Origin of the sequence: Mycobacterium lepromatosis, from assembly GCF_000975265.2 — a bacterium.
GTDB lineage: Bacteria > Actinomycetota > Actinomycetes > Mycobacteriales > Mycobacteriaceae > Mycobacterium > Mycobacterium lepromatosis.
Window position 1 is genome coordinate 2,887,417 of sequence record NZ_CP083405.1, and the last position, 15,229, is coordinate 2,902,645.

At 54.7% G+C, this 15,229-nt stretch carries 8 protein-coding genes and 9 pseudogenes; 10 read left to right on the forward strand and 7 right to left on the reverse strand.

Annotated elements, in window-relative coordinates; genetic code table 11:
• Positions 1-399: 399 nt before the first annotated feature.
• The 4 pseudogenes from MLPF_RS13645 to MLPF_RS13660 form a co-directional block, all read left to right on the forward strand.
• A pseudogene (locus MLPF_RS13645) lies at positions 400-825 on the forward strand (SDR family oxidoreductase); the annotation flags it as partial.
• Between the two features lie 75 nt (positions 826-900).
• Positions 901-1,548 (forward strand): annotated as a pseudogene (locus MLPF_RS16585) (TetR family transcriptional regulator).
• A gap of 147 nt (positions 1,549-1,695) precedes the next feature.
• Positions 1,696-2,022: pseudogene (locus tag MLPF_RS13655) on the forward strand (M24 family metallopeptidase); the annotation flags it as partial.
• A 56-nt stretch (positions 2,023-2,078) separates the two neighbouring features.
• Positions 2,079-2,447, forward strand: a pseudogene (locus MLPF_RS13660) (M24 family metallopeptidase); the annotation flags it as partial.
• A gap of 545 nt (positions 2,448-2,992) precedes the next feature.
• On the opposite strand, the gene MLPF_RS18065 reads toward MLPF_RS13660, so the two are convergent.
• The 5 genes from MLPF_RS18065 to MLPF_RS13680 all read right to left on the reverse strand — a co-directional run bounded on the left by MLPF_RS18065 (position 2,993) and on the right by MLPF_RS13680 (position 6,087).
• On the reverse strand, positions 2,993-3,283 hold the full coding sequence (locus MLPF_RS18065; protein WP_156146942.1) for a pentapeptide repeat-containing protein: 291 nt from the start codon (positions 3,281-3,283) through the stop codon (positions 2,993-2,995).
• Between the two features lie 796 nt (positions 3,284-4,079).
• Positions 4,080-4,226 (reverse strand): hypothetical protein, encoded by a 147-nt coding sequence (locus MLPF_RS13665; protein ID WP_156147236.1) that lies wholly within the window; start codon positions 4,224-4,226, stop codon positions 4,080-4,082.
• 876 nt (positions 4,227-5,102) lie between these two features.
• A complete protein-coding gene (locus MLPF_RS13670) occupies positions 5,103-5,399 on the reverse strand; it encodes a DUF4190 domain-containing protein (RefSeq protein ID WP_237756024.1) in 297 nt (98 codons plus the stop codon).
• A 68-nt stretch (positions 5,400-5,467) separates the two neighbouring features.
• Positions 5,468-5,785 carry an acyl-CoA dehydrogenase family protein gene (locus tag MLPF_RS13675; RefSeq protein ID WP_420329638.1) on the reverse strand — a complete coding sequence of 106 codons (318 nt, stop codon included), beginning with the start codon at positions 5,783-5,785 and terminating at the stop codon, positions 5,468-5,470.
• Between the two features lie 131 nt (positions 5,786-5,916).
• Positions 5,917-6,087 carry a hypothetical protein gene (locus MLPF_RS13680; protein ID WP_156147235.1) on the reverse strand — a complete coding sequence of 57 codons (171 nt, stop codon included), beginning with the start codon at positions 6,085-6,087 and terminating at the stop codon, positions 5,917-5,919.
• A gap of 286 nt (positions 6,088-6,373) precedes the next feature.
• On the opposite strand from MLPF_RS13680, the pseudogene MLPF_RS13685 reads away from it, so the two are divergent.
• A pseudogene (locus MLPF_RS13685) lies at positions 6,374-7,108 on the forward strand (TetR/AcrR family transcriptional regulator).
• Positions 7,109-7,494: 386 nt separating this feature from the next.
• On the opposite strand, the pseudogene MLPF_RS13690 reads toward MLPF_RS13685, so the two are convergent.
• Positions 7,495-8,103 (reverse strand): annotated as a pseudogene (locus MLPF_RS13690) (enoyl-CoA hydratase/isomerase family protein).
• A 750-nt stretch (positions 8,104-8,853) separates the two neighbouring features.
• Here MLPF_RS13690 and MLPF_RS18070 point away from each other — a divergent pair.
• The 4 genes and pseudogenes from MLPF_RS18070 to MLPF_RS16600 all read left to right on the forward strand — a co-directional run bounded on the left by MLPF_RS18070 (position 8,854) and on the right by MLPF_RS16600 (position 11,593).
• Positions 8,854-8,997, forward strand: a complete 144-nt coding sequence (locus tag MLPF_RS18070; RefSeq protein ID WP_420329637.1) for a hypothetical protein — start codon at positions 8,854-8,856, stop codon at positions 8,995-8,997.
• A gap of 31 nt (positions 8,998-9,028) precedes the next feature.
• A complete protein-coding gene (locus MLPF_RS18075; protein ID WP_420329636.1) occupies positions 9,029-9,163 on the forward strand; it encodes a hypothetical protein in 135 nt (44 codons plus the stop codon).
• 363 nt (positions 9,164-9,526) lie between these two features.
• Positions 9,527-10,936, forward strand: a pseudogene (locus tag MLPF_RS18080) (AMP-binding protein).
• A 23-nt stretch (positions 10,937-10,959) separates the two neighbouring features.
• Positions 10,960-11,593 (forward strand): annotated as a pseudogene (locus MLPF_RS16600) (fatty-acid--CoA ligase).
• 44 nt (positions 11,594-11,637) lie between these two features.
• Here the strand turns inward: MLPF_RS16600 and MLPF_RS13710 are convergent.
• Positions 11,638-13,347: an alpha-keto acid decarboxylase family protein gene (locus MLPF_RS13710; RefSeq protein ID WP_045843638.1), complete on the reverse strand. Its 1,710-nt coding sequence runs from the start codon at positions 13,345-13,347 to the stop codon at positions 11,638-11,640.
• A 503-nt stretch (positions 13,348-13,850) separates the two neighbouring features.
• Between MLPF_RS13710 and MLPF_RS13715 the strand changes: the two are divergent.
• Positions 13,851-14,603 (forward strand): annotated as a pseudogene (locus MLPF_RS13715) (CoA transferase); the annotation flags it as partial.
• Positions 14,604-15,229 lie beyond the last annotated feature (626 nt).

Sequence of the window (15,229 nt, forward strand, 5' to 3'; positions counted from 1 at the left end):
CAATCCCGAATAGGTGGAAGCGGTGGTGGATACTGCCGTCGAGAAATTCGTTGTGCTGCAAGTTATGTGTGAACAACATGCGAGTTTCAAGCGCCATGCACAGACGATTCCTCGTCGACGGTGTTGGATGGTAATGATGGCAGCGCATCCAGGTCGATCTTGCCCCACGTGCGGGTAGGGCAGCTCGTGGACTCGAACAGTCGTGACACCAGTGCGGTGGACAGCTGCTAGGCGAGCTGGCTGCGGGCTTCGTTAATATTGAACGATGGGTCCGCGCTGACCACGTAGCCAACCCGCACCGGCGCGCCGGTAAAGGTACGGCGAACCGCGCCGAGCCGACGCGACACCCGGCAAGTGTACTAGCGCACCGTAGACCTCACCGAGCTCGATGCGGCGAAATCTATTTTCAACATGACTTTGATCGGTGGGATCCAAGCCGGCGGTGGTGTGATGACGTGCGGTGTTGCCAAAGCGGCGGTCATCTAATCCACCAAGTCTGTGGCAATCGAGTTGGCGTAATATGGTATTCGGATGAATGCCACCGCACTAAGCAACATAACTACGTCTCTGTTAGCGACGTCGGCGGCCACTATGGATCAGAAAGTGATTGAGCGTTAGACTGCGGGAATTCGTGAAACGATGCGAACTGACCGTCCACTGAAGCGCGAAGGTACACTCGATGACATCCCGGAGGCTGAACTGTATTTCGCCGGTAAACGGTCACGCTATGTTAGCGAGACCGTCCTGCCGGTGGATGGCGAGACTAGTGAAAGTAAAGCGATCCGGTCCAAGAAAAGCGAGGAAGACCGGCGATCTTGGGCGTGACGTTCGGTGTGGTGCCTCCATTTGATTAATTTACTCGCTTGATTGCATGCCTTTATGTGCGCCTCACATAGGTGTATGACCGCGGCTGGCAGGACTCTGCGTACTGAACGGGCCACTTTTCACCCAGGAGTCGATCTTGGCCGGTGGCCGAGCAATTGTATGTCGAGCACGGCATAATTTGCGGTGTCCAATCGGCAAATCAGCCAGCCCGCTGTTCAGGGCAATGTGCCGTGTAGGCTGCCATTTCGGCGCCAAGGTCGACCTGATCCGTGCGATCGACGAGAAAAATCGTGTGCTCGTCGAACCGCTACGCGACCACATGGTGGCCGAGCTGTTGGCGTCCAAGGCGTCCGCCGAAATGCAGGAGCGGGTGACCTTCCTGGTGCACCCGCTCACCGAGATTTAACCTGGTATGCGACGGTTGCGCGGCTCAAGCAGTAACTGATCCTGCCTAATATCACATTATCGTCAAGGGCGCGCTTGGCGCGTCGTAGCTGGTTCAGGTGGTCGACGGTGTCAACCGCTGTTTGTCCGCCTTGTCCACTGCGGTGCGCTACGAACGTAGCGTTATGCATGGCCCACAACCTGTTGATGCACACCTGCGCCGATCTTAAACGAGCGCTCGCCGTGAGCGCACCAATGCGGTCTTGGCGGACCGCTGGTTCCGGTCTGACCTACGCGATCGTGGGCCTATTACTAGCGCTGCTGACGCCGAATCGATGAAGGATCGAAGGATGAAAATAACTGTTGACCAAGGTAATCGCACGTAATCGGGTAGCTGTGTAATGAATGCAGCCGAGGTGTTCGACCAGTAAAATGAGGACGGAATCATTGTCCTACGAAATGCGCATCCGTCGGTCGAGTAAGTCGATGGCGCACACCGGGCCGCTGTGGCGTGCTTGTTGCCGGCCATGCACATTGAGGATGAAAAGATGCAGACACACATCCCTGAATGTGACCCGGACTGGAGCTACCTTCGCGGAGCTCGATCGGGTTGCAACCGCAGCCAACGACGGCACCCGGTCGGGGCTGCCGCATTTTTACTTGGGCCACGGAATCAGCTCCAGTGCAACTGAAAGGCCTATGGTTGAAACCGATCTCGGTGAAGAGTTTGACGAGAATTTTGTCCTCCAATCAGGGATGGTGTTGGTCTTGGAACCAGGGATATGGGAGGACGGCACCGATGGCTATCGTCGCTAAGAGGTCTTTGTGATCGCTGCGGAAGGCTGGACACGCTTGACCGGACTACCTCTATGGCAACTGAAGTTCTTCCCGACGATCGTGCTCTGTGCTCGAGTCGGCAGCGGGCGCTGGACCAGATGGCAGCGCACGATCTCGATATCCTGGTTCTCGGTCGCCAGCCAACGTCCGGTACATCTCTGGTGCGCTGCAACTGTGGGTTGCCGGGACCTGACCATTTGGCACGACATGTGTGCTGGCGCGCGACTGGCTCAGTACATGGGATGAAAGTGTCCCTGACGACGTCCCGTACGAGCATTTGTATAGCCTCTCGTGGAATCAATCTGATGAACACCATCTCGGTGCTGCAGCGCATTGATGGCGCGACCACCGCTCGGCGCGTCGGAACCGATGGGCTATCACCAGTTGTCTTCCACCTGCTACTGAGTCGGTCCAAAGACACTGCTGGGCCATTGGTGGAGGCGTGCAGCAGGGCTCACCAGCGGATAATTGCAGCTATAGCGCGCTATCGATTGCGCTAGGAATACTCTGCTAACGCGCTAACGTCGACTGTTATTGACATCTGTATGAACCGTTGTTTAGCCCCTGCTATTCGGGTGATCAGCGGTATATAAATCATAATCCAGCTGGATACAAAGTACGGCTGGGACGCAGCACCCACAAGTCAACTGGCTTGCCGTTTGCTGATGTGCGAACCGTGACCGGGTCGATACTAATGCACTCGTCGACGCTCGATCTCTTTTGGTAGATAGCTTCTGGCGGGACCCGAGAGAGAGAAGTCACGGATTTATGCCACCGAGAATGATTAATAAATTAATAAGTAGGGAAGTTGGTACCCGTGTTAGACGATGAGAGCACATCTGGATCTCCCATCAGTTCGTCGAAATGCCATAGTATAGTATGATATACACCGCTCAACTACATGTGAGGGATCACTATGGAGCATCGGCTCTGATCCTCACTCAGATTAGCATTTGGTGAAGTCCGTGCCGCGCAGATCGGCTACATCAAACCTAACGTTCCTCAAGTCCACGCCGGTGAAATTACCCACGACAAGTTCTTGCGGTTGGCTATCCAGCCAAGGCACCTGGCAGGGTGCCCCGCGTCCCCGGGTGCATAATATGTGCCACCCACTCAAATCTTCCGATGCGGCGACCACGCCACTAGAACCGGCCATTAGAGCAACAACGACACCTGTCCTCAACCCTGCAGAACCCCGCCGACTACCAAGCCCACCACTCATGTGACTCCTGCACATTAAATTTCTTTTGTCCCTTTTTAAATTTCTTTTGTCCCTTTTTCAAAACTATTTCAAACGCATTTGATCTCACATCGCACAGTCCACAGCGACAGCAGCGCTAGGATCACTCATAGGCAGTCGACATCGGGCACCTCCCCGAACTAAATCCAGCAGAACCCGGTCGACAGCACGCTCGCACGAGCCCAGCCGTCGTCGTTGTGTTGGGTTTTGTGGTCTTGCTGAGGGGTAGCGTGTCTTGGAGCAGTGAACTTGCCGTTACCAACGCCATTCGACCCGGTTGCTAGTTTTCGTATTTATTGACTGCTGGTGGTGTACTCGGCTGCTTGCTAACTACCTTGGTAGAATAAATTGGCTCCCTAGTACCATGTTGTCATTATGTTAATATTTTATGGATCAATGCATTTAAGTGATCACGGCATTGTGGATAGTCGCACACTGTCAGATCACGATCACCATCGTTGTTGCAGCCAAAGCCGAAGTACGATGCGGTTAAAGAATTCAAGATTATGTGAGAAGACATTGGGTGTTCTCGACTTGATCTTCCCAGGATAAACGTGTTGGTAACTAATTGCAGTCACAGTGTTGACGCTCAAGAATCGTACACAGCCTACGAGGTCGTCAAGTCGGTACAAGCCGGCATAGCCGATCGACAAAGATTCATATTCATCAACACGCGTATCACCTCGACCAAAGTCTAATTGCAAGTTACCTAATATACTTAGTTCTGAGCTTGATGTATTGCGGCACAACTTGTTGTTTTGATTTTGATTTCGTCCAAATATACGGCAAGTTACTAGGCTACTTCGATGGCTAACGATGCACGGAAGAAATCGATTTTCAGGCAGTTACCCGCATCGAAGGGAAGAGTGACTCCGTTGATGTAGCGTGATTTGTCGGCAACCAAGAACAGCATCGCATTGCTGATGTCCTTTGGCTCCATCTACAGAGTCGGCAGTGTATGGAACAGTTGATAGACCGGCGCCACGTCGTCCTGTCCGGAGTCTCCTAGATTCGAGTGGAGCAACCGAAAGGGGCCCTCGTTTATTGTCATCGGGGTTATAACGTGCTTGTGGTGCACCGAGTTGACTCGATTCCTATAACCAACTCAACTGTCAAGGCGGTCATCAGCCTGACAACACCATGTTTGGCGGACACATAATGGCGGGTATGCGGGTGAGACTTGAGTCTGCTGACCGGGCTGGCCAGAATATGCCGAACATCGGCTTCCACGCTTTGATGGCAATGATGTCGACTTCAACGAGGTGTTTTTCACAGAAGTGCATGCTCCGGAAGAGAATTTGATTGGTTCAGCTCAATGGGGTATAATGTTGGGGTAACAGATCCCTCGGCCATGAAGGCGGCATGTTGTGGACGAGGTACACTGACCTGCCGCATGATCTGACTATCGATTTCGATCCCTCGGAAGTGCTGAAGTGGGATAGCTTTACGCCACCTTGGTGATGGATTGGCAGGCGCTGCGCCTGTTTAGGTACGCGGCTTTGGTGTGGGTGGCTTGTGGGGAAGAGGATGTGTCCACTTAATCAATGCTTCCGCTCCTGGGCTCGGGGTTCTGCAACGTGCTTGCGAGCACGCGCTGAACGCCGCAAGCGTCAACGGGTTCGTGCACCGTGCAATCACCGCCCCGTTCGCTCCGCTGAACCTAGACCACTACTACGGTGGCTGGTTCGACCGTTACATCCGTAACTTTGCCACGACCATCGTCGTCGATACTTCTGATGAGAACCAGCCGAATATCATCCCTGAACGGATACTTGGTTACCGTGCAATTAGCGGACCTCAGCAGCGTGTGTACCGTCTAGTGACCAAACATTGGCGGTAGTAGCCAGTCTAGCCGGCGTTCGATTGAGCGTAGAGGCTCACTGCGACGAGCGTTGCCACCGATCGATACCGTACCTAGATCAATGCCGAGCATTGCAACTCGGGAGTTGTGGGCTTCGCCGCGTTGCACTCGTTTTCGGGCGATATCGCCAGTCAACACCGCTGCAATACCGAAGGCGATCCCAACCAGGAGCCAGTAGGTGATGAGCGGGACCACGCCCAAGATAAACGATGCGACACCGGATTCGTTACGCGGGAAGGATTGACTCAGCATGTGTCGATGTTAGACGCTGCAGCGCGCGAAGTGTTAGTTGGCCCAGGGCCAGTCGCAGCGTAGATCCTTTAGTGCACAACGTTGCTACGGCATCCTGGGTCAGTTCGGGCGCTGTCGAGCAATTCGTCTAAGGTCAGCGAACACTTGATATGTCGGTGCAGCTGGTGTTCGGCGGTGAAACCGATCCCGCAGAGCACCTGCTTGCAGTGCCGTGCGGCGATGAGCGCTGCTTGGTCGGCTGCGGCCTTATCCAGCAAAGCGGCTAGGACACCGGAATTGTCCGAGTTTTCTGGCATATTGCCGGCGGTGTGCACCGCCGCCTCGGCGCCTTCGATCGCGACATGCTTCTCGACCAGCCGGTGCCGGATCGCTTGACACGAGCCGATTGTTCCGGCTAAAACTTAAAATGTTCCAGGATGTTGCTGGTGCCGAATCGCTACCGAGCCAGGTAGTGCCCCTACGGCTATCGTGGTTAGCGGGACTGGATTCCCTTCTGGTGCGATGCATGGGACGATTGCTATCGTGTGCAGAACCGCAATAGTGGTTGCGTTTCCAGACCACCCAGTCGTCGTCCACGAACGGCATCGTCGTAGTTTTGGTGGTCCGGCGTAACGTAATTATGGGTGCCTGGGCCGCGGTAGCGCGCAGGGGTGACCTCTTCTTCGGCATCCACTACCGAGATGGGCATGCTGGCGCCGGAGCCTTACCCCTGGGAGCGGGTGTGATCCGCCGGGGATCGGGCACGTCCCCCCGAGTCGTCGCGCTGTTCGCCACACGGGTAGGCATCAGCTACCTCCGGCGAAGCGCCCGTGTCCGGAATCCATGAAGTGCTGAGCACGTGCTCGGCATGACGATAATGTCGTGTTCAAGGTTGGTCCACTCGGGCAATGAAGTGACGTGGCCACGATCAGCGTTGGCCGACTTGGAACGTCCACAGACCTTTGAGCGAACAGTGAGAGTTGTGGGGTGAGGGCATGACATCGACGAGAAGAATCGGGGCACCGGATGCTAAGAATCGCGGCCTGTTGCTCTATGCGGCCGAGCAATTGATGCCCGAAGCGGGGCTACGTCGCGGCGCTTCGGGAACAGGGCGTAGCTGAAGCCTCGGCTCGTGCATGACTACTTCTACTTCCGCACCATGGAGAGCTGTTTTGGCGGCCTTCTGCCCCTGTGTCGAAGAAGGTCTTCGGGTACAGGTCAAACGCTGTACTCTCCTCAGCTGTTGTGAGAGCTGTGGTTATTTGGTACCGATCCCGCATCGAATCCAGATTTCGATGGAATTTATGGACTTGGCAAATTACCGCAAGGAAATGGTGGCTGAAATTACTTACTAAGCTGAATATGTCCGCGATGAACAGTGCCGTGCGGTGACGGCTGCACTGCGGCGCTATGAATTAGATACCCGCGACATGCCACTAGTGGTGTGGGAGGTGCTCATGTCCAGATTGTCGCGGTTGCTAGTGCTCGAACAGGGGGTTGGAATGTTTGCTGGTCACGCCGAGATCTTTGCGCTGGTTGAAAATTATCTTCACGGCCTGGAAGGTGAGTTGCAGCTTATTCCGGATATACTCCAAGTCTGAGTGGTTTCACCAGTTTCGCAGCAAACAAAGCGTGCTTCGAGGACCGTTTTGGAGACGACGATGACCCCGTCTGCGCCGACATCGCAGCGAAACTGCGGCGCGCCCAGCGCAGCGCCGGTATTGACTTAGCCCATCGCCCACTTTCTTGAGGTTTGCCAAGTCGAGTTCGTATCGCCCCGGGCGATTTTGATGTTGATGTGTGACACATATACTGGTAGGGATTGTGGCTTCAGTCGGAGAAGATCAGAAGATCGTTGGCTCTTGATCCAGATAATATGCTGTTGGCCCAGATTGGCTTGGACGCGGTGATGGTGTATCGGACATGATGTATTATCGAGTCGTCGGCGTGTTACGCGCTCGAGTGTAGGGACGGAACCAGAGGTGCTGCGAAAAGCGTTGCCGCAATGCCTCTTGGGAAGGTAGCAGTCGGGCTATTTTTGGCGTTCATCATGGTCGGTGCTCCGTTTTGTCTGGGCACTGGTGCTATTCTGGCTTAGCACCCGATCGGTGGCGAGCTAGTGCGCATCGTCGACCCAATAATCGCGCGAACTGTGCAATCGCTTCGTCGGTGGACGTTCCTCTGATGATGTGTTTGATACCGCGTGCTGCCCGAGTCGAGAGCGCTGTGGCGATTTCGCGCCAAGCCCTGCTCGAAGGACCGCCGCGACAAAACCCGGTCTACAAGTCCGATGCGTTCGGCCTCGGTTGCGTCGAGGGCAGTGCCGGTGCCCGCCGAGCAGCAGTGTGCGGCTTTTGTCGACCAGTGCGGCCAACCGCTCCACGCCTCTCCAAGCTGGCATAATTCTCGAGTTTCACTTGTTTGAAGCCAATCTTGATGTCCTCGACGACCTCAGCACCTCCGCCGAGCGCGTGACCGTTGAGCACGGCGATCACCAGGCGAGAAACCCCGCCAGTCGATCGCAGATCGTCCGTATTTGCCAGGCCATGGCTGCGGATCTGCTTCAGTTAGGATTGTTCTGAGCTCCTTGAGGTCGCCGTCCGAAATCATTGCTCGATTGCCGGCACCTCTGATGACCACGACTCAGGCCCCTTCCGCGGCGTCAAGCTGCCCTATATTCTCTATTCTTCAGTGAAATGGCATTGTGGATGTGTGGATGGTCGATGGTGCAGACCGAAAGTCCGTAATTGAATTTCTAGTTAACCATGCGCGGCTCCTACGATATTCACATTCTTGTGCAGGGTGAATAATATCACCTGCGGATTTCCTACTCTTGCTTTGTTCCTAGCGTACACTATTATCGGAATGTATCTCCGGTCAGTCAGTCAAGAGTTTAACCTCTGTTCCGAAGTCTGGCGCGACAGTTCGCTACGACACTTTATTGACAAAATTTTTCTTGTAAATAGAAATGGAGGATTTTCTATTAGCAATAGACTCGATCTATTCGTTGCTCGACGCTGACAATCACCTCTACGAGACGTAGGATTCGCTACACCAATTAGTACCGCGACGCGATCCAGTACATACAGGTGAATGGTCGAGCCAATATCGCGATATATAGTCACATCGGTGACTAAATTCCAATTCTAAGTTCGAGGTGTTTGCCTATCCCCGAGACTATGTAGGAGTACTTCAAAGATGGCAATCTGGAAGGTAAGAACTGCCGGCAGATATTTGGCTAGCAGATACGCTTGATCCCGGCTTTTCACGAGCTCGGTCCCCGGCTAGAGCTGATGAATGATTTAGGCGTCGATCGCCAATTGATGTTCCCGACTCTGGCTCGTTTGGTTAAAGAGCGAATGCATGATGACGCGGCGTTAATGCGTGTGGTGGTGTATGCGCTCAACCAGTGGCTCGACGAGGTGTGGAGTTTTAGTTACCATGACCGCATTTTTCACCGTTCTGTTCGGTCAGTTTGCCGATTGTCGATAAGGCGATTGAGAAGCTGGACTGGGTGGTGCGACGCGGTGCGCAGGCGATCCTGGTGCGGTCGACCTCCGTTACCGGATATTGTGTTCCGCGCTCGTTCACGGTGCTGAAGTTTGATCCGTTTTGGTAGCTATGTGTCGACCATGACGTAGCTGGTAACGATGCATTCGTCGGATAGCGGCTATGCCCGATACACCCCGAATGGGGGCGGCGGCAAGGAGATGTTTCCGTTACAGACGAATGCGTTCGCCATGCTCAACAAGTGGCGACCGGTGCAGGACACTCTGGCGCTCTGAGTGATTCACGGCGCGTTGTATTGTTTCCTATGATTGAAGGTCGCGGTCATCGAGTTCGTATCGAAGTGACTGTTCCCCTTGCTGGATCAGCTGGTTGACGTTTACAAGAAAACGCCCGCAGGTTTCCCCGGCGGTGACTCGGTCGAAGAGGTCAAGCACCGCATCCACATCAATACGTCTACAAAGACGTCATCAGCGACCTGGTCGGTCTCATCGGGGTGGATCGGGTTTTCTACAGTTTGGATTTCCCGCGCCAGGATGGCCTTCCGCAGCCCGGGTATTACGCGGATGCACTGTGCAGTACTTGCGTGTTGATGAGCAAGCAAAGATCTTGGGCGGCAATTTCGCTCGATTCATGTCGGTATGACAACCGCGAACTGCTGCTATGAGTCGGTCTCGCAAAATTGGACAGCCATTCCTGCTATGGTATTAAGTGCGGAAGATTTTTTCGGTGGCGCAGAAATGGTCGCCGACGGCTTCTTACTCTTGAGCTTCACTCAGATCGTAGACCGAATCCGTTGTGCTGCCGTTTCTTGCGTGTCATCCTGTATTGACGAAGGTGATTGGCTAGCCATCTAGGCGTCCAATTCCGCCGAATGGATAGTTGCGGAGGTCGGTCTGCTAACCGTGGGAGCGGTGCTGGTTCCTGTCAATACCAGATTCAAGAAGATCGAAACCATCGACATCATCCTTTGCAGCGGGGCGAAGTTGGTTATGTTTGAAACATTCTTCTTGGGACATGATTTCGCTGTTCCCACCGATGTGGCAGCGATCGATGTCGAGTCGAATTTTCTGGCCAGTGGTTTGTCTTTCGAGCGACAGGTCAACGTCACCGACATCACGGATGTGATCTACACTTCGGTCACCACCTGACGGGCCAAAGACGTGATGATGAAACACTGGCAGAAAATAAAGTTCTACGCTGATTGGTGCGACCTTGCCGAACTCCGTCAAGGTGACCGCTACTTGATCGTCAACTTGTTCTTCCACACCAAGACGGGCTACATCTCATTAATGTTTCCGTATTCTAGATCAATCGTGTGCTGGAGCTGATTGAGCGTGAATGAATTACTAGGGTTCCTGGACCGCCGAAGCTCTAATCATTCGCTGCTGCCTGCCTCGGGCAACCACGATCTGTTGTCGTTGCAGGCAGTGGTGACCGACTCTTTTGACATCCCCGTGAAACTCATTCGTTGCTTAACCAACGAATGAGTTTCACGGCCATCCTGGCCGATTACGTCCTGACCTAAGCGGCAACGGTGACGGTTGTCACGACGCAGGGATTCCTTTGATTATATCGCTACAACCGCCGGTACGCCGTGCTATGGGCTCGAGGTACACATAGCCTACGGTGGAGAGGCCTTGATCTGTGGGTGCAGAGTCATGCAAGGCTATCTCAATTACCCGGTTGCCACCGTGGAGACGATTGATGACTAGGGTTATTTGCACACCGGCGATCTGGTCACCTTGGATTTAGCGATAACGGCTGAGGATTAACTGGTGTGAGAAGGGCGTGTTCATCGTAGACGGCTTCAACGCGTACTTAGTAGAGATCGAAGGTTTCCTGCTCGAACACCCAGCTGTCGCGCAAGCCGCAGTAGTAAGAATTATCGACGAGAGACTCGTTCAGGTGGGTAAGGCGTTTGTTATGCCGTAGCCCTACTCCCTCTGTCCCAGGTTGATTTGATTTCGTGGTTCCGAAAGCAGATGGTGGGATGAAGGATGCCGAGATCCATCGCTTTTCTCGACGAGCTTCCACTCAATGCCGTCTAAAAAGTGATGAAAGACTAGCTTCGGTGACAACCGGAGACATACACTCGGTGGTGATTGCCTCTGATTATCGCGTGCCCGATCCCACCCGGGTGTGAGCTGTTGCTGTAGCGTACTGGTTAGACTCTTGTCGGCATTGTTGCCCAACATGTTCTGGTTTACCTATCTATCCATGACTATGGCCGTGTCCTGATGATGATCAGTAGTCAGAGTCGTGAGCTGTCTTGGAGTTGCTGTGCTCGCAGGTATTGTTCGATTGGTTCGATGCTGTTGATGTTGAAGACATCCCGACCTTTTCCGCCGGTTAGATCATCGACAGTTTCGTCGCGGCGACTCCGATGTCTGAATTAGTTCCCACCGTGCCTGGGGTTGTGGTCACTATCGCATCTGTTGACGACGTGCAGACCATGACCGCGGAGGTCAGCTGTGCGATAGACAGGTTCACCGCGGCCGATATCCGAAAACATGGATTTTCTGAGATTTAGATGATGATCACGAAGTCTTGATCTTGCAAGAGTTTTCTGACGAATATGGGTACCAGAACTGGATCGATCATCCCAGCGTCGTGGCACAGTGGTTATTCAGAGCGGGAGTGTGTTACCACCCCCGCTGTTCGTTGTCCGGTTGTTCGACATGATGCGCATCGAGGAGGCAGAGTAAGCGGATCACTACGATGTTTGTCTATCGATGTAACCGAGCCTGTTTCAGTTGTCCCATTCTGGGCTGGGCAACTGAAACATCTGATTGCTGTCCCACGCTGGCCGTGTCAATTCAGTCAGTAGGCCTGGAAGATCCAGCCTCGGCACAACGACTTCGACGAAAACCATCTGATCCTTACGCTCGGCGGCGACAGTGAAGGCCTCGTCAAGCTCACCGTAGGTTTCTGCACGGAAGGCCGAGTGATTGGCTACCCCCAGCACACCGGGGATGTCGGTCCAACGCCAACTGACAATGTTGTTGTAGGGAGCCGTCTCTCCATGTATCGCCCGTTCGATTGTGTAGCCGTCGTTGTTGACCACCACAATGACCGGTGACAACCCCTCGCGGCAGAAGGAACCGAGCTCCTGGACCGTCAGTTGTGCGGCGCCGTCACCGATCAACAACACCGTCCTGCGGTTGCGATGCGCTAACCCTGCTCCGAGTGCCGCGGGAAGCGTGTAACCGATTGAACCCCAGAGGGGTTGACCGATGAAAGTCACTCCTCGCGGCAACCGGTGTTCCACTATGCCATAGAATGCTGTCCCTTGATCGGCTAGTACCACGTTTCCCGGTGTGAGCGCTGCACAGAGCCTGTCCCACAAGATCTGTTGGGTCAGTGGTCGATCGGGTGAAGGTGTGTCCGTATTCGGGTTTCTAGGAGGTAATTCCACTGGTGGCGAACTGATGCCGCGGCGCACTAAGATTGACGACAATGCCTCAAGCGCGGCGCCCATTTCCAGTGGAGCGAAAACCTTATCGGCCACGCTACTCTGGTACTGCCCGACGTCGATGGTCCGGGCTGGGTCGATTCGCTGGCTGAAGAAACCACTGACCATGTCGGTAAACACCACCCCGGCGGTCACCAGAACAGGTGCCTGTTCAATCGCCGCGCGGACCGCTTCGGTGCTAGCCGCCCCGGCATAGACCCCCAGGAAGTTAGGTGAGCTCTCGTCGAGCAGACTTTTGCCCCACATCAACGTGGCGTATGGTACTACATCGGCCGTCAGCAATGTCTCGAGTTCTTTGACCACTTGCAACCGATGGACCAGCAAGTCCGCCAGCACCGTCATCCGCTTATTGGCAATCATTTTGGTGGCGGCATCGATGAACAGCGACAGCGCACGCGGACTGGTGCCGCCGGTATGGCGCGGTAATGGGGCGTCGGGTGGTTCGGTGGGTAAGCGAGCTACGTCGGTGGACAGTAGTATGTAGCCGGGACGCTTGTGCTCCCGCACCTCGCTGAGTACCTGATCAATCTCTCCACATGCTTTCTCTGTTGTGAGATTAGCTTGTGCGCAAGTTATTTCACGGCTGATTCGAAAGAAGCGCTCGAAGTCCCCGTCGCCGAGCGAATGGTGTAGCGCTCGGTGGGTGCTTTGTGCGTTTTTGGGGGGAGCGCCGACAATGTGCACGACAGGTACATGCTCAGCGTAGCTACCCGCTATCGCGTTGGCTGCCGAGAGTTCGCCAACTCCGAATGTCGTTACTAAAGCGGATATTCCGCGCAAACGTCCATATCCATCTGCAGCGTATCCGGCGTTCAGTTCGTTGGCGTTGCCTACCCATCTGATGGTCGGATGAGCAACGATATGGTCGAGAAATTCCAGGTTGTAATCGCCGGGTACACCAAAGATCTCTGTGACGCCGAGTTCGGCGAGGCGGTCGAGCAGGTAGGCGCCGACGGTATAGACGGTTTCAATCTTGGTGGTGGTCACGAAGACGACGGTACGCTTGGTAGAAAACCACTCCCGACTGGGAGCCGGCTCTCTATTGTGCGAGCCACGGCAATCAACGGATCCCGCGACGTCGTAATCGAAGCAAGTCCTGATTAGGTTCTTGACTTCATCGCCGCTATCGAAGCGGTGCCCAGTTGTTGGCTACACATCAGAGCTCTTAGGTACCCGAGACTGGCGAGGACGGGCGACCCAGTAAAATGAAGATGAAAGTCAAGGACGTGGGCATCACCGACTAACGTAACAGGTGGGGTCATACACCTGAAGTGACAACGGCGATGAGCTGGATGCTGGTCAGCTCCTCGGCACAACGCTCGTAAACGCGAAGTAATTTTAAGTCGCCCCTCAAGGGTGATAGCACCGTAGTCAAGTTCGAGATCAGCATCAACCCGGTGTTACCATTGCCCGGCTTCGTACTCAAACGCGTGGTAAACGGGTCGATCGAGACGGCGATCGAGGCGATACGCAAGCCGGTGCTGCAGGTGATGAGGGGTCAATACTCACCGTGGCTTTTGGTAGGTTCCCTGGCCAGAGTCAAGTTAATCGAATTACGGTGGCATCGGACCGGGGCCGCACGCCGGGATGGTGCTGGCCGACCTAGGCGTTAAAGGGGTGCGGGTGCACTGTCCCAGCGGGCTGACGATGCCTTCCGAGAATCGCGATCTGCTGCACCGTGGAAAGCGGGTCGTCGACCTGGACGTTAAGACGCTATCGGGCGTTATTGACGCTGGGAGCCAAGGCCGATGTATCGTCAGATTGTTTCCAGCCTACACCTGCAAGCGATTTGGTATCGGTCCCGACGAGTACGCGGCGATTAACCTTTGACTGAATCTTCGCACGTATTACCGGTTGGGGACAAGACGGGCTGTTGGACTCAACGGCGGGTCACGACATAAACTACCTCCCGCAGACCGGTACGCTGTTGGCGCTGGGATACCGCGATCGGCCACCGATGCCGCCGCTGAACCTGGTCATCGACTCCGGCAGCGGCTCGATGCTGGTGCTGCTGGGCAGCGTGGTAGCGCTGTATGCACTAAAACGTTCCGGTAGGGGGCAAATCATCGACGTCGCGATGGTCGACGGGGTCAGCGTGCTTGCCCTAGATGAGGTGGACCATGAAGGTTGACCTGCGCTCTGCGTGATGAGCGCGAGTCATTTCTGCTCTCCGGTGTGCCTCGTTTGCTCGTTGCTATGAGACAGCTGGCGGCAGATACATGGCTGTCGGCGTCATCGGTCCTGCTTGACATCGCTTCGTATCAGCAGATGAACGAGATCACCTCGCACATCAGCCAGTGCCCCGGCCGTGCCGGTTCCGCGGTTTTCTCACATACCCACCTGACCGGTCGGTCCGCCTTCTCCGGCAATCGCATCGATGGCCGTAATTGGTTGGTAACAAAATCGTTGCCCATTCGTCCTGTGCAGGAAGGGCCTCGTTGTTAGCCTGGAAGTAGTGGCTGTACAAGCACCGCGGGAAATCATCATTTATGCTTCCCTGGAAAGGATTCTGGACACGCTAGCTTATATCGGATCAGTGCCATTGTGGTCGTTGGTGCACAAGAAGGTTTGAAGGCATCGACACCCAATCCCGATGGGCGGCCGCGCCATGTCAAGGTGATCAGGATCGCCGAATCGGGAACTGTTCGGATTCTTTTGGTGACCCGACTGGGTGGTTGTTAAATACCAGCATAGCCAGCACTTCGCGTACACCCTGCGATCGGTGAGGGAGGACAAGACGCGGGTACGTTTCACCATCACCCTAGACCCGTTGGCACCACTGTCGGAGTTTCTGCCTAAGTGAGGTCTTAAAGAAAGTTCTCAAAGCCGCAACGGAAGGCCTGCGGGACTTCGTCATGATGTCGGGATT

What these genes read in the sequence shown, in the direction of transcription:
- MLPF_RS18065 (WP_156146942.1), bottom strand. Translation starts at nt 3,283, where the DNA reads ATGTGCAGGAGTCACATGAGTGGTGGGCTTGGTAGTCGGCGGGGTTCT.
- MLPF_RS13665 (WP_156147236.1), bottom strand. Translation starts at nt 4,226, where the DNA reads ATGGAGCCAAAGGACATCAGCAATGCGATGCTGTTCTTGGTTGCCGAC.
- MLPF_RS13670 (WP_237756024.1), bottom strand. Translation starts at nt 5,399, where the DNA reads ATGCTGAGTCAATCCTTCCCGCGTAACGAATCCGGTGTCGCATCGTTT.
- MLPF_RS13680 (WP_156147235.1), bottom strand. Translation starts at nt 6,087, where the DNA reads ATGCCCATCTCGGTAGTGGATGCCGAAGAAGAGGTCACCCCTGCGCGC.
- MLPF_RS18075 (WP_420329636.1), top strand. Translation starts at nt 9,029, where the DNA reads ATGCATTCGTCGGATAGCGGCTATGCCCGATACACCCCGAATGGGGGC.